Below are 22,265 nucleotides of genomic sequence, written 5' to 3'. Positions count from 1 at the left end.
CGTCTGCCGCCCGTACGACTTACTACGCCGTAGGTCCACCGCGCCGCACCCGTCCCGTCTCGGATCGGGGAGAGGGATGGCGCACCAGGAAACCCCGGCGAGAGAGGCCACAGGCCAATTCATGACCATGACTGATCCGATCGCAGACATGCTGACGCGTCTGCGGAACGCGAACTCGGCGTACCACGACTCGGTGTCGATGCCGCACTCCAAGATCAAGTCTCACATCGCGGAGATCCTCCAGCAGGAGGGCTTCATCACGGGCTGGAAGGTCGAGGACGCCGAGGTCGGCAAGAACCTCGTCCTGGAGCTGAAGTTCGGCCCCAACCGTGAGCGCTCCATCGCGGGCATCAAGCGGATCTCCAAGCCCGGTCTCCGGGTGTACGCGAAGTCCACCAACCTGCCGAAGGTGCTCGGCGGCCTCGGCGTGGCGATCATCTCCACGTCACACGGGCTCCTCACCGACAAGCAGGCCGGCAAGAAGGGCGTGGGTGGGGAAGTCCTCGCCTACGTCTGGTAGCGGAAGGGAACGGAGGAAACAGCTATGTCGCGCATCGGCAAGCTCCCCATCGCGGTTCCCGCCGGCGTGGACGTCACCATCGACGGCCGTACGGTTTCGGTCAAGGGCCCCAAGGGCTCGCTGACCCACACCGTCGTGGCGCCGATCGAGATCGCCAAGGGCGAGGACGGCACCCTGCAGGTGACCCGCCCCAACGACGAGCGTCAGAGCAAGGCCCTGCACGGCCTGTCCCGCACGCTGGTGGCGAACATGATCACCGGCGTGACCCAGGGTTACGTGAAGAAGCTCGAGATCAGTGGTGTCGGTTACCGCGTGACCGCCAAGGGCTCGAACCTCGAGTTCGCGCTCGGTTACAGCCACCCGATCGTCGTCGAGGCCCCCGAGGGCATCTCCTTCAAGGTGGAGACCCCGACCCGATTCTCGGTCGAGGGCATCGACAAGCAGAAGGTCGGCGAGGTTGCGGCCAACATCCGCAAGCTGCGCAAGCCCGACCCGTACAAGGCCAAGGGCGTCAAGTACGAGGGCGAAGTCATCCGCCGCAAGGTCGGAAAGGCGGGTAAGTAAGCCATGGCATACGGGCAGAAGATCCTGAAGGGCGACGCCTACAAGCGCGCCGCGATCAAGCGCCGTCACATCCGGATCCGCAAGCGGATCAACGGTACGGCGGAGCGTCCCCGTCTGGTCGTGACCCGCTCCAACCGCCACATCGTGGCGCAGGTGATCGACGACCTGAAGGGCCACACCCTGGCGTCGGCGTCCACCCTGGACGTTTCGATCCGCGGTGGCGAGGGCGACAAGTCCGCGCAGGCCAAGCAGGTCGGCGCCCTGGTCGCCGAGCGTGCCAAGGCCGCCGGTGTCGAGGCCGTCGTGTTCGACCGTGGTGGTAACCAGTACGCCGGGCGCATCGCCGCCCTGGCGGACGCCGCCCGCGAGGCCGGACTCAAGTTCTGAGTCCTGGTTCCGTAGCTAGCGGAGACAGAGAGAGGTAATTCCAATGGCTGGACCCCAGCGCCGCGGTGGCGGTGCCGGTGGCGGCGAGCGGCGGGACCGGAAGGGCCGTGACGGCGGCGCAGCTGCCGCCGAGAAGACCGCGTACGTTGAGCGCGTCGTCGCGATCAACCGCGTCGCCAAGGTTGTGAAGGGTGGTCGTCGCTTCAGCTTCACCGCGCTGGTCGTGGTGGGCGACGGTGACGGCACCGTGGGTGTCGGTTACGGCAAGGCGAAGGAGGTGCCGGCCGCCATCGCCAAGGGCGTTGAGGAGGCCAAGAAGCACTTCTTCAAGGTCCCCCGTATCCAGGGCACCATCCCGCACCCCATCCAGGGTGAGAAGGCTGCCGGCGTCGTTCTGCTCAAGCCGGCTTCGCCGGGTACCGGTGTGATCGCCGGTGGTCCGGTGCGTGCCGTGCTGGAGTGCGCCGGTATCCACGACGTGCTGTCGAAGTCGCTCGGCTCCGACAACGCGATCAACATCGTGCACGCGACCGTGGAGGCCCTGAAGGGCCTGCAGCGTCCCGAGGAGATCGCGGCCCGCCGTGGTCTGCCGCTCGAGGACGTCGCCCCCGCGGCTCTCCTTCGTGCGCGTGCCGGGGTGGGTGCGTAATCATGGCGCAGCTCAAGATCACGCAGACGAAGTCCTACATCGGCAGCAAGCAGAACCACCGCGACACCCTTCGTTCCCTGGGCCTCAAGCGCCTGGGTGACGTGGTCGTCAAGGAGGACCGCCCCGAGTTCCGCGGCATGGTGCACACCGTCCGCCACCTCGTGACGGTCGAGGAGGTCGACTGATCATGGCGGAGAACAACCCGCTCAAGATCCACAACCTCCGTCCCGCCCCCGGCGCCAAGACCGCCAAGACCCGTGTCGGTCGTGGTGAGGCGTCGAAGGGTAAGACGGCCGGTCGTGGTACCAAGGGCACGAAGGCCCGCTACCAGGTTCCGGAGCGCTTCGAGGGCGGCCAGATGCCGCTGCACATGCGCCTCCCGAAGCTGAAGGGCTTCAAGAACCCGTTCAAGACCGAGTACCAGGTCGTGAACCTCGACAAGCTGGCCGCGCTCTACCCCGAGGGTGGCGAGGTCACGGTCGAGTCCCTCGTGGCCAAGGGTGCCGTGCGCAAGAACAGCCTCGTCAAGGTCCTCGGCCAGGGCGAGATCTCCGTGGCGCTGCAGGTGACGGTCGACGCCGTCTCCGGCTCCGCCAAGGAGAAGATCACCGCCGCCGGCGGTACTGTCACCGAGCTCGTCTGAACACCACAGGCGCCTCGATGACGTGAGCGATCCCGACCGGGGATACCCCTATAAATGGGGTATCCCCGGTTGGTCGTTCCTAGGGCGGTGGTGTCGCCGGTAAGGTGACCTGCACTGCCCACTTTCACAAGGTGCTTCACATCGGGCACCTTGAGCGGCAGTGGACCGTTACACATGTCGTTGTTCTTATTCCTCAAGACCGTCACCCTTGACGCAGACGCGCGGGGGTCGCAGGAGGCACCGTGCTCACCGCGTTCGCCCGGGCGTTCAAGACGCCCGACCTGCGCAAGAAGCTGCTCTTCACGCTCGGCATCATCGTGGTCTACCGGGTCGGCACCCACATCCCGATCCCGGGTGTCGACTACAAGAGCGTCCAGATCTGTGTGGACGAGGCCTCCGGCAACCAGGGCCTCTTCGGTCTGGTCAACATGTTCAGCGGCGGTGCGCTGCTGCAGATCACGGTCTTCGCGCTGGGCATCATGCCGTACATCACGGCCAGCATCATCCTTCAGCTGCTGACCGTGGTCATCCCGCGCCTGGAGGCCCTGAAGAAGGAGGGCCAGTCCGGCACGGCGAAGATCACGCAGTACACCCGTTACCTGACGGTGGCGCTCGCCATCCTTCAGGGCACCGGCCTGGTGGCCACCGCCCGCAGCGGCGCGCTCTTCTCCGGTTGCACCGTCGCGTCGAACATCGTTCCGGACCGCGCGATCTTCACGACCATCACCATGGTCATCTGCATGACCGCCGGTACGGCCGTCGTCATGTGGCTCGGTGAGCTCATCACCGACCGCGGCATCGGCAACGGCATGTCGATCCTGATGTTCATCTCGATCGCCGCCACCTTCCCCTCCGCGCTGTGGGCCATCAAGAAGCAGGGCTCCCTGGCGGACGGCTGGATCGAGTTCGGCACCGTCATTGCGGTCGGTCTGGTCATGGTCGCGCTGGTGGTCTTCGTCGAGCAGGCTCAGCGCCGTATCCCCGTGCAGTACGCCAAGCGCATGATCGGCCGCCGGTCCTACGGCGGTACCTCGACGTACATCCCGCTGAAGGTGAACCAGGCGGGTGTGATCCCCGTCATCTTCGCCTCGTCGCTGCTCTACATCCCGGCCCTGATCGTCCAGTTCTCGAACTCCCAGGCGGGATGGGCGACCTGGATCACGCAGAACCTGGCCGACACGGCGGCGCCCGCGCACATCACTCTGTACTTCTTCCTGATTGTCTTCTTCGCGTTCTTCTACGTGGCCATCTCGTTCAACCCCGAGGAAGTCGCGGACAACATGAAGAAGTATGGTGGCTTCATCCCGGGCATCCGGGCTGGCCGACCGACCGCTGAGTACCTGAGCTACGTACTCAACCGGATCACCTGGCCGGGTTCGCTGTATCTGGGCCTGATCGCTCTCGTCCCGACGATGGCGTTGGCTGGTTTCGGGGCAAACCAGAACTTCCCGTTCGGTGGCACCAGCATCCTGATCATCGTGGGTGTGGGCCTCGAGACGGTGAAGCAGATCGAGAGCCAGCTCCAGCAGCGCAATTACGAAGGGTTCCTCCGCTGATGCGTATCGTCCTCGTCGGGCCGCCGGGTGCCGGTAAGGGAACGCAGGCCACTCGGCTTGCCGAGAAGCTGCGCGTACCCCACATCTCCACGGGCGACCTGTTCCGCGCCAACATCAGCCAGCAGACGGAGCTCGGGAAACTCGCCAAGTCCTACATGGACGCCGGCAACCTCGTCCCCGACGAGGTGACCATCGCCATGGCCAAGGACCGCATGGAGCAGCCGGACGCCGAGCGCGGCTTCCTGCTGGACGGTTTCCCGCGCAACGTCTCGCAGGCCGAGGCGCTGGACGAGCTGCTCACCACCGAGCGCATCAAGCTGGACGCGGTACTGGACCTGGAGGCCCCCGAGGAGGAGGTCGTCAAGCGGATCGCCGGCCGGCGCATCTGCCGCAACGACTCCTCGCACGTCTTCCACGTGACGTACAAGAAGCCGGCGAAGGAAGGCGTCTGCGACGTCTGCGGCGGCGAGCTGTACCAGCGGGACGACGACTCCGAGGAGACGGTCCGTACGCGGCTGGAGGTCTACCACACGCAGACCGAGCCGATCATCGACTACTACAAGGCCCAGGGCCTGGTCGTGACCATCGAGGCCATGGGCCCGGTGGACGAGGTCACGACCCGTGCGCTGGCCGCGCTGAAGCGCGAGGGCGACGACCAGTAGTCGGGTACGTCTCGCGCAGCCGCGGTTCCTCTCGGGGGACCGCGGCTGCTGTGTGGGGGCGGTCGTTTCCCCCGTATCGTTGAAGCGTTCGTTTCGTCGTGTCGCCGGTCCAAGAAAGGCCGTAGTCCCCATGGTGCAGATCAAGAGCCCCGAGCAGATCGCCAAGATGCGTGCGGCGGGGCTGGTCGTCGCCGCCATCCACGCGGCGACGCGGGAAGCGGCGGTGCCAGGGGCGACGACGAAGGACCTGGACGAGGTCGCCCGCAAGGTGATCGCCGAGCACGGGGCGAAGTCGAACTTCCTCGGCTACGGCGGCTTCCCCGCGACGATCTGCACCTCCGTGAACGACGTCGTCGTCCACGGCATCCCCTCCGACGAGGTCGTCCTCAAGGACGGGGACATCATCAGCATCGACGCCGGCGCGATCGTGGACGGCTGGCACGGTGACGCCGCCTACACGGCCTTCGTGGGCTCCGGCCACTCCCCGGAGCTGATCGAGCTCTCCCGGGTCACCGAGGAGTCGATGTGGGCCGGTATCGCGGCCGTGAAGCAGGGCAACCGGCTCGTCGACGTCTCCCGCGCCATCGAGACGTACATCCGCCGCCAGCCGAAGCCCGGCGGCGGCCGCTACGGCATCATCGAGGACTACGGCGGCCACGGCATCGGCACCGAGATGCACATGGACCCCCACCTGCTGAACTACGTCGACCGCCGCCGCGGCAAGGGCCCCAAGCTGGTCCCCGGCTTCTGCCTGGCCATCGAGCCCATGGTGTCCCTCGGCACCCCCAAGACCGAGGTCCTCGAGGACGACTGGACCGTCATCACCACGGACGGCACGTGGTCCTCCCACTGGGAGCACTCGGTGGCGCTGACCGAGCAGGGCCCGCTGGTCCTCACGGCACCGGACTGCGGCAGGGCGAAGCTGGCGGAGCACGGGGTCGAGGCGGCTCCGGATCCGTTGGCGTGACGGCGGCTTCGGCCACGGCCGCCGGTCGGAGGCCGGCGCAGCGCTCGAAGCCCGGGAGGCGCCCCTGGCGCCGAGCCCGCGAGAGTGGCGTCGGGGTGTGGTCGGCACCGGAGGGCGGCCGGGCGAAGCCGGCGGAGCACGGGGTCGAGGCGGCTCCGGATCCGGTGGCGTGACGTCGGCCGGCGTGAACGTGGGCCTCGGGGTGTTCTCGCCCGCCGCCCCTCCCCTCTCGCCCGCCGCCCCTCCCGTCCCCGGGGCTGCGCGGGTCTCGGTACCGGACGCCGGCCGGGCCGGGTTCGTTGCGTAATGATCTCCGCCCTGGGGCAGGCTTTCCCGATTCGTGTTTCCGGGTGCGCTGACGTAGACTGACTCGTCGGCTCTTGTGCACCCGCATGTCTGCATGCGCCCGTAAGGGAAAGCTCAAGAGTCGATCAAGGTAGTCGATTCGAAGGGCGAAGCGTGGCCAAGAAGCAAGGTGCCATCGAGATCGAGGGCACTGTCGTCGAGTCTCTTCCGAACGCCATGTTCAAGGTCGAGCTCCAGAACGGCCACCAGGTCCTGGCACACATCAGCGGCAAGATGCGTATGCACTACATCCGCATCCTCCCTGACGACCGGGTCGTGGTGGAGCTGTCTCCGTACGACCTGACGCGTGGCCGGATCGTCTACCGGTACAAGTAGATCTTGCCCCACGCCCCGTGCTCGTCACGGGGCCGCCGGCAACTGACCCGGAGAACCTCACATCCCATGAAGGTCAAGCCGAGCGTCAAGAAGATCTGCGACAAGTGCAGGGTGATCCGCCGTCACGGTCGGGTCATGATCATCTGCGAGAACCCGCGCCACAAGCAGCGCCAGGGCTGATCGCCAGCAGATCGCACCCTCTGCCTTCCGCAGAACTTCGCGCGACGCGAGCTGAATATGTTCATACGCAGGGCCCAGGCGATTTTTTTTGCCTGACACCCCCGGTTCGGAGGCCGGGGACCCAGTTCGTACCTGGTACGGCGGCTGGGAGCCGGTTCTGTGGAAGACCTCCGAAGATCACCAGGAGCCATTGAATGGCACGCGTTTCCGGTGTTGACATCCCGCGCGACAAGCGCGTGGAGGTCGCCCTCACCTACGTGTTCGGCATCGGCCGGACCCTCTCGCAGGAGACGCTGGCTGCGACCGGCGTCGACCCGAACACCCGCGTTCGCGACCTCTCCGAGGAGCAGCTCGTCGCGATCCGCGAGTACGTGGACAACAACATCAAGACCGAGGGTGACCTCCGTCGCGAGATCCAGGCCGACATCCGCCGCAAGGTCGAGATCGGTTGCTACCAGGGTCTGCGTCACCGTCGCGGTCTGCCCGTCCGCGGTCAGCGCACCAGCACCAACGCCCGCACCCGCAAGGGCCCGCGTCGCGCCATCGCCGGCAAGAAGAAGCCGGGCAAGAAGTAGTCCGCAGCGGACTCGCCGTCCAGCGGTCTTCGCTGTAGGACCGACCACCTCCCGTAGGAGTTTTCGACATGCCCCCCAAGGGACGTCAGGGCGCTGCCAAGAAGGTGCGCCGCAAGGAAAAGAAGAACGTCGCGCACGGCCAGGCGCACATCAAGAGCACGTTCAACAACACGATCGTGTCCATCACGGACCCGGCCGGCAACGTGATCTCGTGGGCCTCCGCCGGCCACGTCGGTTTCAAGGGCTCCCGCAAGTCCACGCCGTTCGCCGCGCAGATGGCCGCCGAGTCGGCTGCCCGCCGCGCGCAGGAGCACGGCATGCGCAAGGTCGACGTCTTCGTCAAGGGCCCGGGCGCCGGTCGTGAGACCGCCATCCGTTCCCTGCAGGCCACGGGCCTCGAGGTCGGCTCCATCCAGGACGTCACCCCGACCCCGCACAACGGCTGCCGTCCGCCGAAGCGTCGTCGCGTCTGACGCGTCGCCTTCACGGCACCACGGTTGTCCGGGCGGTACGGCTCTTTCGGGCCGTGCCGCCCGTACCCTTGCAGTACCCGTACCTCTCAGGGTGCGGTTTCCGTCGGACGTCAAATAGCGGGCGTCCACGAATGAAGGATCTGATCCACACATGCTGATCGCTCAGCGTCCCTCGTTGACCGAAGAGGTCGTCGACGAGTTCCGCTCCCGGTTCGTGATCGAGCCGCTGGAGCCGGGCTTCGGTTACACCCTCGGCAACTCCCTGCGCCGGACCCTGCTGTCCTCGATCCCCGGTGCGGCTGTCACCAGCATCCGCATCGACGGCGTCCTGCACGAGTTCACCACCGTGCCGGGCGTCAAGGAGGACGTCACCGACCTGATCCTCAACATCAAGCAGCTGGTCGTCTCCTCGGAGCACGACGAGCCGGTCGTGATGTACCTGCGCAAGCAGGGCCCGGGTCTGGTCACCGCCGCCGACATCGCGCCCCCGGCCGGTGTCGAGGTGCACAACCCCGACCTCGTCCTCGCCACGCTCAACGGCAAGGGCAAGCTGGAGATGGAGCTGACCGTCGAGCGCGGTCGCGGCTACGTCTCCGCCGTGCAGAACAAGCAGGTCGGTCAGGAGATCGGCCGGATCCCGGTCGACTCGATCTACTCGCCGGTTCTCAAGGTCACGTACAAGGTCGAGGCCACCCGTGTCGAGCAGCGCACCGACTTCGACAAGCTGATCGTCGACGTCGAGACCAAGCAGGCGATGCGTCCGCGTGACGCCATGGCCTCCGCCGGTAAGACGCTGGTCGAGCTGTTCGGTCTCGCCCGTGAGCTCAACATCGACGCCGAGGGCATCGACATGGGTCCGTCCCCGACGGACGCCGCGCTCGCCGCCGATCTGGCGCTGCCGATCGAGGAGCTGGAGCTCACCGTTCGGTCGTACAACTGCCTCAAGCGTGAGGGCATCCACTCCGTGGGTGAGCTCGTGGCGCGTTCCGAGGCCGACCTGCTCGACATCCGCAACTTCGGTGCGAAGTCGATCGACGAGGTCAAGGCGAAGCTGGCCGGCATGGGCCTCGCGCTCAAGGACAGCCCGCCCGGATTCGACCCCACCGCTGCGGCTGACGCCTTCGGTGCCGATGACGATGCCGACGCCGGTTTCGTGGAGACCGAGCAGTACTGATTCGGCTGCCGGTCCGCTGTGGCCGGTCCCGCCCACGCGGCGGAGCCGCACAGGTGGACAGCACCGCGCCCCTTGCGGGGCACGGACCTTCCGGGCGTCCGAGAGGGCGCCCGGATCTCCGACAGGCGACCGCCTGCTCGGATACTGACCCCGGTACCTGATACGGCCGGGGCAGACACACAGGAGAAGAACCATGCCGAAGCCCACCAAGGGTGCCCGTCTGGGCGGCAGTGCCGCGCACGAGAAGCTGATGCTCGCGAACCTCGCGAAGTCGCTGTTCGAGCACGGCCGCATCACCACCACCGAGGCGAAGGCGCGCAAGCTGCGTCCGTACGCCGAGCGTCTGGTCACCAAGGCGAAGAAGGGCGACCTTCACAACCGCCGCCAGGTGCTCCAGGTCATCACGGACAAGAGCATCGTGCACACGCTCTTCACCGAGATCGGCCCGCGCTACGAGAACCGTCCGGGTGGCTACACCCGTATCACCAAGATCGGTAACCGCCGTGGCGACAACGCGCCCATGGCCGTCATCGAGCTGGTCGAGGCGCTGACGGTGGCGCAGGAGGCGACCGGCGAGGCCGAGGCCGCCACCAAGCGCGCGGTCAAGGAAGACGCCCTGAAGAAGGACGAGGCCGCCGAGGCCACGTCCGACGAGGCCGTCGAGGACGCCAAGCCGGCCGACGAGGCCGCCGAGGAGTCCAAGGACGCCTAGGCGTTCTGCCGGGGACTGTTCGCCGGCGGGCGCGGCGGCGTCGGCTGTGCGCGCAGTTCCCGGTTGCCCCTTGAGGGCGTTGGCGGGTCCGTTCCTTTTCTGGAGCGGGCCCGCTTTCGTGTACCTGAGAGGATCTAGTGGTGAGTGACGAAGTACAGCCCGGGTTCGTGCGGGTGCGGCTGGACCTGTCCTACGACGGGAGCGAGTTCTCGGGGTGGGCCAAGCAGGCCGGCGGACGGCGGACCGTACAGGGGGAGATCGAGGACGCCCTGCGGACGGTCACGCGGTCCAGGGAGACGTACGAGCTGACCGTGGCCGGGCGTACCGATGCCGGTGTGCACGCCCGGGGGCAGGTCGCCCATGTCGATCTGCCGCGCGAGGTGTGGGTCGAGCATCACGAGAAGCTGCTGAAGCGGCTCGCCGGGCGGTTGCCCAGGGACGTGCGGGTGTGGGCGCTGCGGGAGGCGCCCAGTGGCTTCAACGCCCGGTTCTCGGCGATCTGGCGGCGGTACGCGTACCGGGTCACCGACAATCCCGGCGGTGTGGATCCCCTGCTGCGCAACCACGTCCTGTGGCACGACTGGCCGCTGGACGTCGACGCCATGAACGAGGCCGCGCGGCGGTTGCTCGGCGAGCACGACTTCGCCGCCTACTGCAAGAAGCGGGAGGGCGCGACGACGATCCGTACGTTGCAGGAGCTGAGTCTGCGCAAGGGCGACGACGGGATCATCACCGCGACCGTGCGGGCCGACGCCTTCTGCCACAACATGGTGCGCTCGCTCATCGGGGCGCTGCTGTTCGTGGGGGACGGGCACCGGGGGCCGGAGTGGCCGGGGAAGGTGCTCGCGGCGGGCCTACGGGACTCGGCCGTGCATGTCGTACGGCCGCACGGGCTGACGTTGGAGGAGGTCGGCTACCCGGCCGACGAGCTGCTCGCCGCCCGCAACAAGGAGGCGCGGAACAGGCGGACGCTGCCCGGGGCGGCCGGGTGCTGCTGACCCCCGCCGACCGGGCCCGGACGACGGGCTCGACGATCGGCCGGGCCACCGTCCAGGTGTCGACGGCCGCGCCCCTGCCGGGGACACCGGCGCGGGCCGGCTGAACGAGAGGGACCCCACCCCGGGCGGCATCCCCTACGTCTCCACCCGCACGCCCGGGCTGTCCCTCCACGTGCGGCGGCCTCGTGCGGTGGCGGGGGCGGCGCCGCCGAGGCCCGCGGCACTCGCGAGCAGGTGGCGTCCGAAGGTGCGGGGCGTGCTTTTCGTGACGGGTCCCCCCAGGGATCAGCGGTGATCCGGTGGGGAGGGTCTCACCCGCCCGTTCGCGCCATCATCCGTTCGCGGCGGCCGACGCCTGGGCCTCGCCGCGGCGGCGGATCTGCTGGAAGGTGAACTCGGCGAGGTCGTCACCGGTGGTGAAGGCCTGCGTGTCCTTCGTCGTCACGTCCTTGCCGTCGGTGAAGCCGGTGATGGTGAAGTACGCGTAGCGGCCGTAGGAGTTGGTCGTCGAGCGGCAGACCGCGCCGTTGCAGAAGGCCTTGGCGCCGTCGCCGGTGAGGGCCTTGACGAAGCTCTTCTTGTCGGCCTGCTCCTTGGCCTTGAGGGCCTGCGCCTCGGTGTCGAAGACGGCCACGCCGACCGTCACCGCGAGGGTGCCCTTGACGTACGTGACCCGCATCAGACGCGTGCAGTCGTTGGCGGTGAGGATCTTGGGCAGGGTGCCCTGGACGCCGGTGGAGCAGTCGGTGGTGTCGGACTTCGCGGCCTTCTGGTAGACGGTCGAGCCCATCGTCAGCTGTCTGCCGGGGAAGAGGAGGTCCGGGCCGTTGGGGACGGTGTCCTTGGCCTTGCTGGAGATGAACTCCTTCGGATCCAGCGGCGGCGGCGCGCTGGTCGGGGCGAAGGACGGGGTGGTGGACGCGCTCGGCAGGTCGGCGGTCGCGGGCAGCGAGGAGGTCGGACGGTTCGCCCCGTCCTCGCCGTTCGCCGACACCACGGCCATGGCCACGGCGGTGCCGACCGCGATCGTCGCGAGCGCGCCCCCGCCTATGAACAGCAGACGGCGGCGCTTGTTGCGCGTCTCGGACGCCTCGGCCAGCGCGGCCCAGTCAGGAGACGCGTCCGTGGCGCCGCTGCTCCACGGCTGCTGGGAGTTCGGTTTCCACGGATCCCACTGGGACTGAGGTCCCCCCTGCCCATAGCTCATGGGCCGCATCTTAGACGCGGCGAGGGGTGTGCTGTTCCGCCCCAACGGACGCCGCAACCCCTAGCGTTCCTGGAATGAGTACGGGCAAAAACGACATCTCCGGGTGGTTGGTACGGCGTTCTCCCTGGCCACTGTGGTGGGGGCTCGCGGCGGTGCTCGGTGCGACGGTGGGTGGTGTGGCGCGGGCCACCCGGCACGGCGGGATGGACAACGCGATCGTCGTCCGGGCGGCGCGGGCCTGGCTGGAGGGCCGGTCCCCCTACGACGATCCGCACTTCCTCTATCTGCCGAGCGCGGTGCTCGCCGCCGCCCCGCAGACGCTGCTGCCGCAGGCCCTGCTGCGTGTGCTGGTGCCGCTCGCAGTGACGGCCTGTCTGACGGCCGGCTGGGCGTGTGCGCTGCGGTTGCACCGGGTGCCGTGGGACAGCCGCTTCGCGGTCCTCGGCCTGGCCGGGCTGGCGGCCGGCTTCGCGCCCTTCGGGCATCTGGTCCGGCTCGGGAACTGGACGGCGACGGCGGTCCTGGCGCTGCCCCTGGCGCTGCTGCTGGTGAGCCGGGGCCGGTGGACGGCGGCGGGCGCGGTGCTCGGCGCGGCCCTGGCGCTGAAACCGCTGCTGGCCCCGATGGTGCTGCTGTTCGTCTTCGCCCGCCGCTGGCGGGCGCTGGCCGTACTGGCCGGGGTGCCCGCGCTGGCGTCCGGCGGGTCCGCCCTGCTGCTGCCCGACCCGACGGGCTTCTTCACCCGCACCCTGCCGTTCCTGCTGCACGGCCGTGACGCCTTCGTGCGGCTCTACGAGGCCTCACCGGGGGCGGTGCTGCCCCGGCTGGGGGTGCCGCCGCTCGCCGCCCAGGTGCTCGCGCTGGCGGCCTGTGCGGCCGGGGTGGCCTGCGCGTACCGGCGCTGGTGCCGCGCCGACCCCGGCCCGCTGCGGATCGCCGAGACCGCCGCGGGGCTGATGCTGTCGGCGTTCCTGGTCTCCCGGCCGTCGTACGACCACTACCTGCTGGTCGTCGTCCCGCTGCTGCTGGCCGGGCTGCCGTACGCGGGGTCGGTGACCCGGGGGCCCTGGTTCTGGCTGGCGCTGGTGCCGCAGATGCCGGGCCTGAGCTGGCCGTATCTGGAGCCGGGGCGGCGGCGGGCCTTCAAGGACTCGTTCACGCTGTGTGCCCTGGCCGTGACGGTGACGTACCGGTCCGTGCGGCGTTCGAGGGCCAGGCCGTCCCGGCCGGAAGCGGGGGTCAGGGAGCGGCGGACCCCGGTGGTGGCCACCACTACACTGGGCGAGAAGAGCAGCGAACCCCGGCACCCGTCGACCTCGTTTTGACCCGGCTCGGGCGCCGCAGGTATCCTGCATCTTCGTTGTGTATTGGCTTGCTCATTCTCACGGGACGGGCCCTTACACCGGTCCACCGGGCCGATGACCAGCGACCAGCACGCGGTTTGCGTCACCGCTGTGCGGTCAGGGCTGTCGTGATCGTCTTCGGTGACCTTGTCAGGACCACTCACTCGAAGCGAAGGCTACGAACCGTGCGTACGTACAGCCCCAAGCCCGGCGATGTGACGCGCCAGTGGCACGTCATCGACGCTCAGGACGTCGTCCTGGGCCGTCTGGCCACCACTGCCGCCACTCTGCTCCGTGGCAAGCACAAGCCGATCTACGCGCCGCACGTCGACGCTGGTGACTTCGTCATCATCATCAACGCCGACAAGGTGCACCTCTCCGGCAACAAGCGGACCCAGAAGATGGCGTACCGCCACTCCGGCTACCCGGGTGGTCTGCGCTCCGTCCGCTACGACGAGCTGCTGGACAAGAACCCCGAGAAGGCCATCGAGAAGGCCGTCAAGGGCATGCTCCCCAAGAACTCGCTGGGCCGTCAGATGCTCTCGAAGCTGAAGGTCTACAAGGGTGACCAGCACCCGCACGGCGCGCAGCAGCCGCAGCCGTTCGAGATCACCCAGGTCGCGCAGTAAGTCCGGCCACCCACCCCAAGCTGAAGAGAATCTGAGGAGAACCGTGGCCGAGACCACTGCCGAGCAGCCGCTCGAAGAGCTTGACATCGACAGCTACACCACCGAGTCCGAGGTGCCCGTCGAGGGCGAGTACACCTCGGAGTCGCTGGCCTCCCGCTTCGGCGAGCCCCAGCCGGCCGCCGGCCTGGGCCGTCGCAAGAACGCCATCGCCCGCGTCCGGATCGTCCCGGGCACCGGCAAGTGGAAGATCAACGGTCGCACCCTCGAGGACTACTTCCCGAACAAGGTGCACCAGCAGGAAGTCAACGAGCCGTTCAAGGTTCTCGAGCTCGAGGGCCGTTACGACGTCGTCGCCCGCATCGCCGGTGGCGGTGTCTCCGGTCAGGCCGGTGCGCTCCGTCTCGGTGTCGCCCGCGCGCTGAACGAGGCCGACGTCGACAACAACCGCGGCCCGCTGAAGAAGGCCGGCTTCCTCAAGCGCGACGACCGTTCGGTCGAGCGCAAGAAGGCCGGTCTCAAGAAGGCCCGCAAGGCTCCGCAGTACAGCAAGCGCTAAGCTTCGCTGCCTGCTCGTACGTATCGCGGGCCGGTCGGCTCGCCCCTACGTACTCCGAACGCCCCGGCGGCACGCCACAGTGCCGTCGGGGCGTTCGTTTTATCGCAGCCGCGGGCGTATAACGGCACAAGGTGCTCAAAGGCTTGTGTGATCGGATGTTCAGGGCATCAAATGCCTGGATGCGGGAGCCGCGCCGACCATCTGGGACGCCCGCACGGCTACCGAAACTGACGCTTCCTCAGGAGGACAAGTGGGACGACTCTTCGGCACGGACGGCGTGCGCGGTGTCGCCAACGCGGATCTCACGGCCGAGATGGCGCTCGGCCTCTCGGTCGCCGCGGCGCATGTGCTGGCCGAGGCGGGCACCTTCGAGGGCCACCGGCCGGTGGCTGTGGTCGGACGGGACCCGCGCGCGTCCGGGGAGTTTCTCGAGGCGGCCGTGGTGGCCGGCCTGGCGAGTGCCGGCGTGGACGTGCTGCGGGTCGGTGTGCTGCCCACCCCGGCCGTCGCCTACCTGACCGGCGCGCTCGGCGCGGACCTCGGCGTGATGCTCTCCGCCAGCCACAACGCCATGCCCGACAACGGCGTCAAGTTCTTCGCCCGGGGCGGCCACAAGCTCGCCGACGAACTCGAGGACAGGATCGAGTCCGTCTACGACGAGCACCGGCGCGGTGAGCCGTGGGAGCGGCCGACCGGCGCGGGCGTCGGGCGCGTGCGGTCGTACGACGAAGGGTTCGACCGGTACGTCGCCCACCTCATCGCCGTCCTGCCCAACCGGCTCGACGGGCTGAAGATCGTCCTCGACGAGGCGCACGGCGCGGCCGCCCGGGTCTCGCCGGAGGCGTTCACGCGGGCCGGCGCGGAGATCATCACGATCGGTGCCTCGCCGGACGGGCTCAACATCAACGACGGCTGCGGCTCCACGCACCTGGACAAGCTGAAGGCCGCGGTCGTGGAGAACGGGGCCGACTTCGGCATCGCGCACGACGGGGACGCCGACCGGTGCCTCGCCGTGGACCACACCGGCGACGAGGTGGACGGCGACCAGATCCTGGCCGTGCTCGCGCTGGCCATGCGGGAGCGGGGGACGCTGCGCTCGGACACCGTCGTCGCGACCGTCATGTCCAACCTCGGCTTCAAGCTGGCCATGGAACGCGAGGGCATTCACCTCGTCCAGGCCGCCGTCGGTGACCGCTACGTGCTGGAGGAGATGAAGCAGCACGGGTACGCGCTCGGGGGCGAGCAGTCCGGGCACGTGATCATCCTCGATCACGCGACGACCGGTGACGGCACGCTGACGGGGCTGATGCTCGCGGCTCGGGTCGCTCAGAGCGGGAGGACGCTTCGGGAGCTGGCCTCCGTCATGGAGCGGTTGCCGCAGGTGCTGATCAACGTGCCGGACGTGGACAGGTCCCGGGTGTCCTCGTCCGCCGAGCTGGCCACCGCTGTCGCGGAGGCGGAGCACGAGTTGGGGTCCACCGGGCGGGTGCTGCTGCGGCCCTCCGGGACCGAGCCGCTGGTGCGGGTCATGGTCGAGGCGGCGGACATCGAACAGGCCCGGTCCGTTGCCGGGCGGTTGGCCGATGTGGTGAAGTCCGCGCTGGGCTGAGCGCAGCCGGTGGGGGGCGGGGGGTTCCGCTGTGTTCGGGCCGCGGGTTCGTCGTGACGGCCGCGCCCACGCGGCGGAGCCGCGCATCGACAGGGCCCCGCACCCCGGGAGACGGGCAGGGGGCCCTAACCGGCGCGGGAGCGCCGGCCCTGCAGTGACCAGAGCCACTTCTGGGTCAGCAGGGTCAGGGTGCCGGCCAGGATGATGCCCGCGAGGTTCAGCAGGAGCTGTTCCGAGGAGCGCAGGGTCTGGTTGGTGTCGCCGTAGATCAGGGCCACGGCCGCGTTCGCGGCGGCCGGGACGGTGGTCACCGAGATGGCCACGCCGACCAGGGCGCCCGACTTCGCGGACGTGAGGGAGAGGGTGCCGGCGGCTCCGGCCAGGACCGCCACGACGAAGGAGAACCAGTCCGGGGCGTAGATGAAGCCCGTGTTCGGACGGTCGGCCTCCAACTGCTCCTCGGTGAACAGGCCCACGGCGTCCATGAAGAGGCTGAAGCCCGCCGTCACCGCCATCGCCGCCGCGAAGCCCACCAGCAGGGCGATCAGGGAACGCAGGGCCAGGCGCGGGGCGCGCTGCACCGCCGCCGTGCAGATGCCCGCCAGCGGGCCGAACTCCGGGCCGACCGCCATCGCGCCCACGATCAGGATCGCGTTGTCGAGCACCACACCGCAGGCCGCGATCATCGTCGCCAGCGTGATGAACGCGATGTAGGTGACCGAGAGCGCCGACTCCTCGTGCGTCGCCTCGGTCATGTGCTCCCACAGGACCGCGTCCGCGCTCTCCCCCGGAGCCTCCTCCTCGGCCTCGTCGGCCCGCAGGGACAGCGACAGGTCGATGTTCTCGACCGCGATGGAGCCGCTCTTGTCCAGGCCCAACTCCTGCAGAGCGGTGAGGAGTCCGTCGCCCGCCTCGCGCGCCACGTCGCACAGGACGACGTCGCCGGCCGGGTTGCGGGCGGCGCCCGGCACCACCACCAGGTGAGTGGTGCCCACGGTGTTCTCGACCAGGCGGACCACGTCGTCGGTCTTCTCGGCCGGCGTGATCAGGCGCAGATGCAGCATGACGCCCTTTCTAACAGGCCGTCGTCACCGTCGTCGGTACGGCCTCACAGCTTGCGCAGGCTCAGGCGCTGCACCTTGTGGTCCGGGCCCTTGCGGACGACGAGGGCGGCGCGGCCGCGGGTGGGGGCGATGTTCTCCACCAGGTTGGGCTTGTTGATGGTGCGCCACATCGTGCGGGCGTAGTCGAGCGCCTCGTCCTCGGAGACCTGGGTGTACTTCCGGAAGTAGGAGGACGGGTTCTGGAAGGCCGTCTCGCGCAGCCTGCGGAAGCGGTTGAGGTACCAGCGCTCGATGTCCTCGGTGCGCGCGTCGACGTACACGCTGAAGTCGAAGTAGTCGGCGAGGCCGACGCGGGTGCGGCCGTCCTTGCCGGGGAGGGCGGGCTGGAGGACGTTCAGGCCCTCGACGATCAGGATGTCCGGACGGCGGACCGTGAGCCGCTGGTCGGGGACGATGTCGTAGATGAGGTGGGAGTAGACGGGGGCCGTGACCTCGTCCTTGCCGGCCTTGATGTCGGCCACGAAGCGGGTGAGGGCGCGGCGGTCGTAGGACTCGGGGAAACCCTTCCGCGACATCAGGCCGCGGGCCTCCAGCTCCCTGGTGGGGAGCAGGAAGCCGTCGGTGGTGACGAGTTCGACGCGGGGGTGTTCCGGCCAGCGGGAGAGCAGGGCCTGGAGGAGGCGGGCGACCGTCGACTTGCCCACCGCGACCGAGCCGGCGACTCCTATGACGAAGGGCGTGCCGGCCTGGGAGCCCTGTTCGCCCAGGAAGGTGTTGAGGGCGCCGCGCAGTCCGTCGGTGGCGCCCACGTAGAGGTTGAGGAGGCGGGACAGGGGGAGGTAGATGTCCCGCACCTCGTCCAGGTCGATGACGTCGCCGAGGCCGCGCAGCCTCTCGACCTCGTCGGCGGTGAGCGGCAGCGGTGTCTTGTCGCGCAGCGCGCTCCACTCGCGGCGGGTGAGGTCGACGTAGGGAGTCGCCTCCGGCCTGTGCCGGTGGGCGCTCCGGGGCATCGGGGAGACCGGAGAGATCACAGTCCATTGTTAACGGAGTTCGAACGGGATGGCGGGTGGGGTCCGTCACGCCGGGCCGGGGTGGACAGGGGTGCGCGCGGCGGGAGTACCGACCCGTTCAGGGGTGTTGGGGGCCGTGAGAGGGGGCGTACGGGCGCGGGAATTTCCGAATTCGGGCACGCGAAGGCCCTTTCGGGGCGCGGTTCGGTCGTAGGCTGCCGCGCATGTGCGGAATCGTGGGATACGTAGGGTCGCAGTCGGCGCTCGAGGTCGTGATGGCCGGGCTGAAGCGGCTGGAGTACCGGGGGTACGACTCGGCGGGTGTGGCCGTGCCGGCGGACGGAGGGCTCGCCGCCGCGAAGAAGGCGGGCAAGCTCGTCAACCTGGAGAAGGAGCTCGTCGAGCGGCCGCTGCCGAGCGGCACGACCGGCATCGGGCACACGCGGTGGGCCACGCACGGTGGTCCTACGGATGCGAACGCGCATCCGCATCTCGACAACGCCGGGCGGGTCGCCGTCGTGCACAACGGGATCATCGAGAACTTCGCGGTGCTACGGGCCGAGCTGGCCGAACGCGGGCACGAGCTGGCCTCCGAGACCGACACCGAGGTGGTGGCCCATCTGCTCGCCGAGGAGTTCTCCGCCACGGCCGACCTAGCGGAGGCCATGCGGCTGGTGTGCCGGCGACTGGAAGGCGCGTTCACGCTGGTCGCGGTGCACGCGGACGAGCCGGACGTGGTCGTGGGGGCGCGGCGGAACTCGCCGCTCGTGGTGGGCGTTGGAGAGGGCGAGGCCTTTCTCGCCTCGGACGTCGCCGCGTTCATCGCCCACACGCGGTCGGCGATCGAGCTGGGTCAGGACCAGGTGGTGGAGCTGCGCCGGGACGGTGTGACGGTGACCGGCTTCGACGGCCGGCCGGCGGACGTGCGGTCCTATCACATCGACTGGGACGCGTCGGCCGCGGAGAAGGGGGGCTATGACTACTTCATGCTCAAGGAGATCGCCGAGCAGCCCAAGGCGGTCGCCGACACGTTGCTGGGGCGTATCGACGCCTCCGGCTCGCTGACGCTCGACGAGGTCCGGATGTCCGCCGGTGAACTGCGGGAGGTGGACAAGGTCGTCATCGTCGCGTGCGGTACGGCCTTCCACGCGGGGCTGATCGCCAAGTACGCCATCGAGCACTGGACGCGGATTCCGTGCGAGGTGGAGCTGGCGAGCGAGTTCCGGTACCGGGATCCCATTCTGGGCGCGCGGTCGCTGGTCATCGCCATCTCGCAGTCCGGCGAGACCATGGACACGCTCATGGCGCTGCGGCACGCCCGCGAGCAGGGCTCCAAGGTGCTGGCGATCTGCAACACCAACGGTTCGACGATCCCCCGCGAGTCGGACGCGGTGCTGTACACGCACGCCGGGCCGGAGGTCGCGGTCGCCTCGACGAAGGCGTTCCTCACGCAGTTGGTGGCCTGTTACCTGGTGGCGCTGTACCTGGGACAGGTCCGGGGCACCAAGTGGGGCGACGAGATCCGGGCCGTCATCCGGGACCTCGCGCAGATTTCCGGCGAGGTCGAGCGGGTCCTGGAGACCATGGAGCCGGTGCGGGAGCTGGCGCGGTCGCTCGCCACGAAGAACACCGTGCTGTTCCTCGGGCGGCATGTCGGTTACCCGGTGGCGCTGGAGGGTGCGCTCAAGCTGAAGGAGCTGGCGTACATGCACGCCGAGGGGTTCGCGGCGGGCGAGCTGAAGCACGGGCCGATCGCGCTCATCGAGGAGGATCTGCCGGTGGTCGTGGTCGTGCCGTCCCCGCGGGGCCGGTCCGTCCTGCACGACAAGGTCGTGTCCAACATCCAGGAGATCCGGGCCAGGGGTGCCCGCACGATCGTGATCGCCGAGGAGGGCGACGAGGCGGTCGTCCCGTACGCCGACCATCTCGTGCGGATTCCTGTGACGCCGACGTTGCTTCAGCCGCTGGTGGCGACGGTGCCCTTGCAGGTGTTCGCGTGCGAGTTGGCCACGGCGCGGGGCAACGAGGTGGACCAGCCGCGGAACCTGGCGAAGTCGGTGACGGTGGAATGAGGGGGCGCTTGAGTGACGGGGCGTCTGAGTGACGGGGCGCCTGACCAACAGGGTGTCTGACCAACAGGGCGTTTGAGTGACGGGATGCCTGAGTCGGGGCGCCTGAGGGGGTGGGGTGCGGGGGTGGTGCGCGGGTGCGGGTGCGGGTGCGTGGGGGTGGTCGCGCAGTTCCCCGCGCCCCTGATCGCCTGCCGGCGAGCGGTGCGTGCTTGCGCCTCTGGTCGCCTGCGGCGGTCCGGTGCGCGGGGTGACCCGTTGGCCCGTCCCTCGTTCCTCCGTCCCCTCAGCCCCGTCTGCGCTTGCGGGCCGTGTGGAGTTTCCAGGTCACCAGGAGGAGGGGGATTTCCAGGATCCAGACGCCGATGACGGCGTCCCACTCCGGTGCGGTGGCGCTCGCCTCGTCGGCTGTGAGGACCGCGCACAGCAGGCCCCAGACCGCCGCCAGCAGGCCGACGAGCCACAGGGCCATGGTCCAGGGCCAGGTGGTGCGGGCGGAGCCGGAGGAGGCGGGCGTGCGCGGGCGGGGCTGGGGGACGTGGTCGGGTTCGCGGGCCGGCATGCGGACCACCGCCGCGGGCGGGACGGCCGCGTCCAGGGCCGCGATCCGTTCCGGGGTGACGCCTCGGTAGAGGGTCGGCTCCACGGTGATGGCGAAGCCGTCGTGGCCGGTGAGGGCGCGGGCGCCGTCCGGGCGGGTGGTCATCGCGGCGCAGGCGTCGTAGCGGACGGTGACCGGGCCCTTGGGGGTGGTCAGGGTGACGCCCTCGGTGCCGATGACCAGCGTGACCCGCTCGTCCTCCAGGGACTGGTGGCGGGTGCCGGTGACGGAGGCCGAGGAGTACTGCGGGGCCAGGGTGAAGCCCGCCCAGTCGGCTCCGCGGCCCGGCACCTGGAGGAGGGCGGTGTCCCACGCCTCGCGGGCCACCTCGCGCAGGTCGGCCACGGTCACCGCGTTCAGCTCGGCCCTGTGCTGCTCGGGGGAGAGGATCCGGTGTCCGAGCAGCAGGTTCAGGGCGTACGACGGGAGCGAGGCGGCCCCGAGGTCGGGCGTGTCGTACATCTTCAGGAGCTTGCTGCGCACGGAGTCCAGCTCGGACTGTTCGATACGGCCCGCGCGCAGCCGCGCCAGGGTGTCGACGAAGCCGCCGATCACCGCGTCCTGCTTCTGCGGGAGGGAGTCGGCGTACGCGGTGAGGGTGGCGAAGCCGGCGTCGCGCGGGGAGTAGTCGGCCTCCGCCGAGTACGAGTAGCCGCCCTCCTGGCGCAGGTCCTGGAAGAGCGCCCGGCCGAGGACGTCCGCGAAGACGGAGGCCGCCGTCGAGCGGCGCAGCACCGACGTGAGGACGACGTGGCCGTCGTCGCCGTGGATGTAGGCGGGGGTGACGGGCAGGGCGCTGGTCGCGGCCGGTGCCGCGAAGCGGGTGCCGGCCGGCAGGGCGAGGTCCAGGCCGTCGGGCACCCGGGCGCTGGTGATCCACAGGACCGCGTTGTCCCGGGTGAAGCGGGACTGGGCCCACTGCCGTACCTGGTCGGGCGTCAGGCTCCAGGTGCCGAGTTCGTTGTAGCTGGACAGGCCGTAGCCCTGGGCGCCGTACCGCCACAGCGGGAGCTGGGAGTTGGGGCCGTTGCCGCGGCCCGCCGCCTCCGTGCGCAGGATCTCCTTCTCGGTCTCCAGCCGGTCCATCGGCAGGTCCCGCAGGCCCGCGCACACGCTGTTGAGGTAGGAGACGACCTCCTCCTCGCTGCCGGTGACGTGGAAGAGGGTGTACGCGTTCGCCGTCGCCCCGTTGTAGTGCAGGTCGGACAGGCCGAGGCGGTGCAGGGCGAGGTGCTCGACGAGGTGGGTGATCCCGGCGGTGGCCAGGGTCTCGTCGGCGCGGCCCACCCGGAAGAAGAGACCGGCGGTGATCTCGTTGCCGGAGCCGGGGGCGTAGAGGGTCGGGATCCCCTGGGTGGTGGTGTGGGAGAGCAGGCCGTCGAGGGCGGCGAGGTCGTTCTGGTCGTGCAGTTCGGTGGTCATGTGCCCTGCCC

General features: G+C 69.3%; 25 protein-coding genes. 21 read left to right on the top strand and 4 right to left on the bottom strand.

Annotated features, from left to right (window positions below; genetic code table 11):
* Positions 1–121: 121 nt before the first annotated feature.
* The 16 genes from rpsH to truA all read left to right on the top strand — a co-directional run bounded on the left by rpsH (position 122) and on the right by truA (position 10,741).
* Positions 122–520, top strand: a complete 399-nt coding sequence (gene rpsH, locus ACF1A1_RS10475) for a 30S ribosomal protein S8 (protein ID WP_014674378.1) — start codon at positions 122–124, stop codon at positions 518–520.
* A gap of 24 nt (positions 521–544) precedes the next feature.
* On the top strand, positions 545–1,084 hold the full coding sequence (rplF, locus tag ACF1A1_RS10470; protein WP_391998785.1) for a 50S ribosomal protein L6: 540 nt from the start codon (positions 545–547) through the stop codon (positions 1,082–1,084).
* Positions 1,085–1,087: 3 nt separating this feature from the next.
* A complete protein-coding gene (gene rplR, locus ACF1A1_RS10465; RefSeq protein ID WP_391998784.1) occupies positions 1,088–1,471 on the top strand; it encodes a 50S ribosomal protein L18 in 384 nt (127 codons plus the stop codon).
* 43 nt (positions 1,472–1,514) lie between these two features.
* Positions 1,515–2,120, top strand: coding sequence for a 30S ribosomal protein S5 (rpsE, locus tag ACF1A1_RS10460; RefSeq protein WP_003998815.1), 606 nt, complete (start codon positions 1,515–1,517; stop codon positions 2,118–2,120).
* Positions 2,121–2,122: 2 nt separating this feature from the next.
* Positions 2,123–2,305, top strand: coding sequence for a 50S ribosomal protein L30 (gene rpmD / locus ACF1A1_RS10455; RefSeq protein ID WP_009190145.1), 183 nt, complete (start codon positions 2,123–2,125; stop codon positions 2,303–2,305).
* A gap of 2 nt (positions 2,306–2,307) precedes the next feature.
* The gene (gene rplO, locus ACF1A1_RS10450) at positions 2,308–2,763 is read left to right on the top strand and encodes a 50S ribosomal protein L15 (protein ID WP_030601181.1); all 456 of its coding nucleotides are present in this window, start codon (positions 2,308–2,310) and stop codon (positions 2,761–2,763) included.
* A gap of 242 nt (positions 2,764–3,005) precedes the next feature.
* On the top strand, positions 3,006–4,319 hold the full coding sequence (gene secY, locus ACF1A1_RS10445) for a preprotein translocase subunit SecY (RefSeq protein ID WP_391998783.1): 1,314 nt from the start codon (positions 3,006–3,008) through the stop codon (positions 4,317–4,319).
* A complete protein-coding gene (locus ACF1A1_RS10440) occupies positions 4,319–4,981 on the top strand; it encodes an adenylate kinase (RefSeq protein ID WP_391998782.1) in 663 nt (220 codons plus the stop codon). Before secY ends, ACF1A1_RS10440 begins: the two co-directional genes overlap by 1 nt.
* A gap of 130 nt (positions 4,982–5,111) precedes the next feature.
* Positions 5,112–5,948 carry a type I methionyl aminopeptidase gene (gene map / locus ACF1A1_RS10435; RefSeq protein ID WP_391998781.1) on the top strand — a complete coding sequence of 279 codons (837 nt, stop codon included), beginning with the start codon at positions 5,112–5,114 and terminating at the stop codon, positions 5,946–5,948.
* 459 nt (positions 5,949–6,407) lie between these two features.
* On the top strand, positions 6,408–6,629 hold the full coding sequence (gene infA / locus ACF1A1_RS10430; RefSeq protein ID WP_003948620.1) for a translation initiation factor IF-1: 222 nt from the start codon (positions 6,408–6,410) through the stop codon (positions 6,627–6,629).
* Between the two features lie 66 nt (positions 6,630–6,695).
* Positions 6,696–6,809, top strand: a complete 114-nt coding sequence (rpmJ, locus tag ACF1A1_RS10425) for a 50S ribosomal protein L36 (RefSeq protein ID WP_004984509.1) — start codon at positions 6,696–6,698, stop codon at positions 6,807–6,809.
* A gap of 194 nt (positions 6,810–7,003) precedes the next feature.
* Entirely contained in the window at positions 7,004–7,384 is a 381-nt protein-coding gene (gene rpsM / locus ACF1A1_RS10420) for a 30S ribosomal protein S13 (RefSeq protein ID WP_030788235.1), read from the top strand.
* A gap of 68 nt (positions 7,385–7,452) precedes the next feature.
* A complete protein-coding gene (gene rpsK / locus ACF1A1_RS10415; RefSeq protein ID WP_010354218.1) occupies positions 7,453–7,857 on the top strand; it encodes a 30S ribosomal protein S11 in 405 nt (134 codons plus the stop codon).
* Between the two features lie 151 nt (positions 7,858–8,008).
* Complete coding sequence (locus ACF1A1_RS10410; RefSeq protein WP_003966937.1) at positions 8,009–9,031, top strand: DNA-directed RNA polymerase subunit alpha; 1,023 nt, start codon at positions 8,009–8,011, stop codon at positions 9,029–9,031.
* A 193-nt stretch (positions 9,032–9,224) separates the two neighbouring features.
* On the top strand, positions 9,225–9,743 hold the full coding sequence (gene rplQ / locus ACF1A1_RS10405) for a 50S ribosomal protein L17 (protein ID WP_391998780.1): 519 nt from the start codon (positions 9,225–9,227) through the stop codon (positions 9,741–9,743).
* A 140-nt stretch (positions 9,744–9,883) separates the two neighbouring features.
* Positions 9,884–10,741, top strand: coding sequence for a tRNA pseudouridine(38-40) synthase TruA (truA, locus tag ACF1A1_RS10400; protein ID WP_391998779.1), 858 nt, complete (start codon positions 9,884–9,886; stop codon positions 10,739–10,741).
* A gap of 331 nt (positions 10,742–11,072) precedes the next feature.
* On the opposite strand, the gene ACF1A1_RS10395 is transcribed toward truA, so the two are convergent.
* Positions 11,073–11,948, bottom strand: a complete 876-nt coding sequence (locus ACF1A1_RS10395) for a hypothetical protein (RefSeq protein WP_391998778.1) — start codon at positions 11,946–11,948, stop codon at positions 11,073–11,075.
* Positions 11,949–12,022: 74 nt separating this feature from the next.
* Between ACF1A1_RS10395 and ACF1A1_RS10390 the strand changes: the two genes are divergently transcribed.
* The 4 genes from ACF1A1_RS10390 to glmM all read left to right on the top strand — a co-directional run bounded on the left by ACF1A1_RS10390 (position 12,023) and on the right by glmM (position 16,085).
* Entirely contained in the window at positions 12,023–13,273 is a 1,251-nt protein-coding gene (locus ACF1A1_RS10390; RefSeq protein ID WP_391998777.1) for a glycosyltransferase 87 family protein, read from the top strand.
* A gap of 203 nt (positions 13,274–13,476) precedes the next feature.
* Positions 13,477–13,920 carry a 50S ribosomal protein L13 gene (rplM, locus tag ACF1A1_RS10385; RefSeq protein ID WP_019329618.1) on the top strand — a complete coding sequence of 148 codons (444 nt, stop codon included), beginning with the start codon at positions 13,477–13,479 and terminating at the stop codon, positions 13,918–13,920.
* A gap of 43 nt (positions 13,921–13,963) precedes the next feature.
* Positions 13,964–14,476 carry a 30S ribosomal protein S9 gene (gene rpsI, locus ACF1A1_RS10380; RefSeq protein ID WP_391998776.1) on the top strand — a complete coding sequence of 171 codons (513 nt, stop codon included), beginning with the start codon at positions 13,964–13,966 and terminating at the stop codon, positions 14,474–14,476.
* Positions 14,477–14,726: 250 nt separating this feature from the next.
* Positions 14,727–16,085 (top strand): phosphoglucosamine mutase, encoded by a 1,359-nt coding sequence (gene glmM, locus ACF1A1_RS10375; RefSeq protein WP_391998775.1) that lies wholly within the window; start codon positions 14,727–14,729, stop codon positions 16,083–16,085.
* Between the two features lie 125 nt (positions 16,086–16,210).
* Here glmM and ACF1A1_RS10370 read toward each other — a convergent pair whose 3' ends face one another.
* Both ACF1A1_RS10370 and coaA read right to left on the bottom strand, forming a co-directional pair.
* Entirely contained in the window at positions 16,211–17,149 is a 939-nt protein-coding gene (locus ACF1A1_RS10370) for a DUF389 domain-containing protein (RefSeq protein ID WP_391998774.1), read from the bottom strand.
* A 44-nt stretch (positions 17,150–17,193) separates the two neighbouring features.
* Complete coding sequence (coaA, locus tag ACF1A1_RS10365) at positions 17,194–18,162, bottom strand: type I pantothenate kinase (RefSeq protein ID WP_391998773.1); 969 nt, start codon at positions 18,160–18,162, stop codon at positions 17,194–17,196.
* Between the two features lie 224 nt (positions 18,163–18,386).
* Between coaA and glmS the strand changes: the two genes are divergently transcribed.
* Positions 18,387–20,234, top strand: coding sequence for a glutamine--fructose-6-phosphate transaminase (isomerizing) (glmS, locus tag ACF1A1_RS10360; RefSeq protein ID WP_391998772.1), 1,848 nt, complete (start codon positions 18,387–18,389; stop codon positions 20,232–20,234).
* 283 nt (positions 20,235–20,517) lie between these two features.
* On the opposite strand, the gene ACF1A1_RS10355 is transcribed toward glmS, so the two are convergent.
* Entirely contained in the window at positions 20,518–22,254 is a 1,737-nt protein-coding gene (locus tag ACF1A1_RS10355; RefSeq protein WP_391998771.1) for a M16 family metallopeptidase, read from the bottom strand.
* Positions 22,255–22,265: the final 11 nt, after the last annotated feature.

This window comes from Streptomyces sp. NPDC014995, assembly GCF_043080745.1.
GTDB lineage: Bacteria > Actinomycetota > Actinomycetes > Streptomycetales > Streptomycetaceae > Streptomyces.
Note: the sequence above shows the minus strand (reverse complement) of the source record. Positions and strands in the feature narration are given on the sequence as shown.

What these genes read in the sequence shown, in the direction of transcription:
- rpsH (WP_014674378.1), top strand. Translation starts at nt 122, where the DNA reads ATGACCATGACTGATCCGATCGCAGACATGCTGACGCGTCTGCGGAAC.
- rplF (WP_391998785.1), top strand. Translation starts at nt 545, where the DNA reads ATGTCGCGCATCGGCAAGCTCCCCATCGCGGTTCCCGCCGGCGTGGAC.
- rplR (WP_391998784.1), top strand. Translation starts at nt 1,088, where the DNA reads ATGGCATACGGGCAGAAGATCCTGAAGGGCGACGCCTACAAGCGCGCC.
- rpsE (WP_003998815.1), top strand. Translation starts at nt 1,515, where the DNA reads ATGGCTGGACCCCAGCGCCGCGGTGGCGGTGCCGGTGGCGGCGAGCGG.
- rpmD (WP_009190145.1), top strand. Translation starts at nt 2,123, where the DNA reads ATGGCGCAGCTCAAGATCACGCAGACGAAGTCCTACATCGGCAGCAAG.
- rplO (WP_030601181.1), top strand. Translation starts at nt 2,308, where the DNA reads ATGGCGGAGAACAACCCGCTCAAGATCCACAACCTCCGTCCCGCCCCC.
- ACF1A1_RS10440 (WP_391998782.1), top strand. Translation starts at nt 4,319, where the DNA reads ATGCGTATCGTCCTCGTCGGGCCGCCGGGTGCCGGTAAGGGAACGCAG.
- map (WP_391998781.1), top strand. Translation starts at nt 5,112, where the DNA reads ATGGTGCAGATCAAGAGCCCCGAGCAGATCGCCAAGATGCGTGCGGCG.
- rpmJ (WP_004984509.1), top strand. Translation starts at nt 6,696, where the DNA reads ATGAAGGTCAAGCCGAGCGTCAAGAAGATCTGCGACAAGTGCAGGGTG.
- rpsM (WP_030788235.1), top strand. Translation starts at nt 7,004, where the DNA reads ATGGCACGCGTTTCCGGTGTTGACATCCCGCGCGACAAGCGCGTGGAG.
- rpsK (WP_010354218.1), top strand. Translation starts at nt 7,453, where the DNA reads ATGCCCCCCAAGGGACGTCAGGGCGCTGCCAAGAAGGTGCGCCGCAAG.
- ACF1A1_RS10410 (WP_003966937.1), top strand. Translation starts at nt 8,009, where the DNA reads ATGCTGATCGCTCAGCGTCCCTCGTTGACCGAAGAGGTCGTCGACGAG.
- rplQ (WP_391998780.1), top strand. Translation starts at nt 9,225, where the DNA reads ATGCCGAAGCCCACCAAGGGTGCCCGTCTGGGCGGCAGTGCCGCGCAC.
- ACF1A1_RS10395 (WP_391998778.1), bottom strand. Translation starts at nt 11,948, where the DNA reads ATGAGCTATGGGCAGGGGGGACCTCAGTCCCAGTGGGATCCGTGGAAA.
- ACF1A1_RS10390 (WP_391998777.1), top strand. Translation starts at nt 12,023, where the DNA reads ATGAGTACGGGCAAAAACGACATCTCCGGGTGGTTGGTACGGCGTTCT.
- ACF1A1_RS10370 (WP_391998774.1), bottom strand. Translation starts at nt 17,149, where the DNA reads ATGCTGCATCTGCGCCTGATCACGCCGGCCGAGAAGACCGACGACGTG.
- coaA (WP_391998773.1), bottom strand. Translation starts at nt 18,162, where the DNA reads ATGCCCCGGAGCGCCCACCGGCACAGGCCGGAGGCGACTCCCTACGTC.
- glmS (WP_391998772.1), top strand. Translation starts at nt 18,387, where the DNA reads ATGTGCGGAATCGTGGGATACGTAGGGTCGCAGTCGGCGCTCGAGGTC.
- ACF1A1_RS10355 (WP_391998771.1), bottom strand. Translation starts at nt 22,254, where the DNA reads ATGACCACCGAACTGCACGACCAGAACGACCTCGCCGCCCTCGACGGC.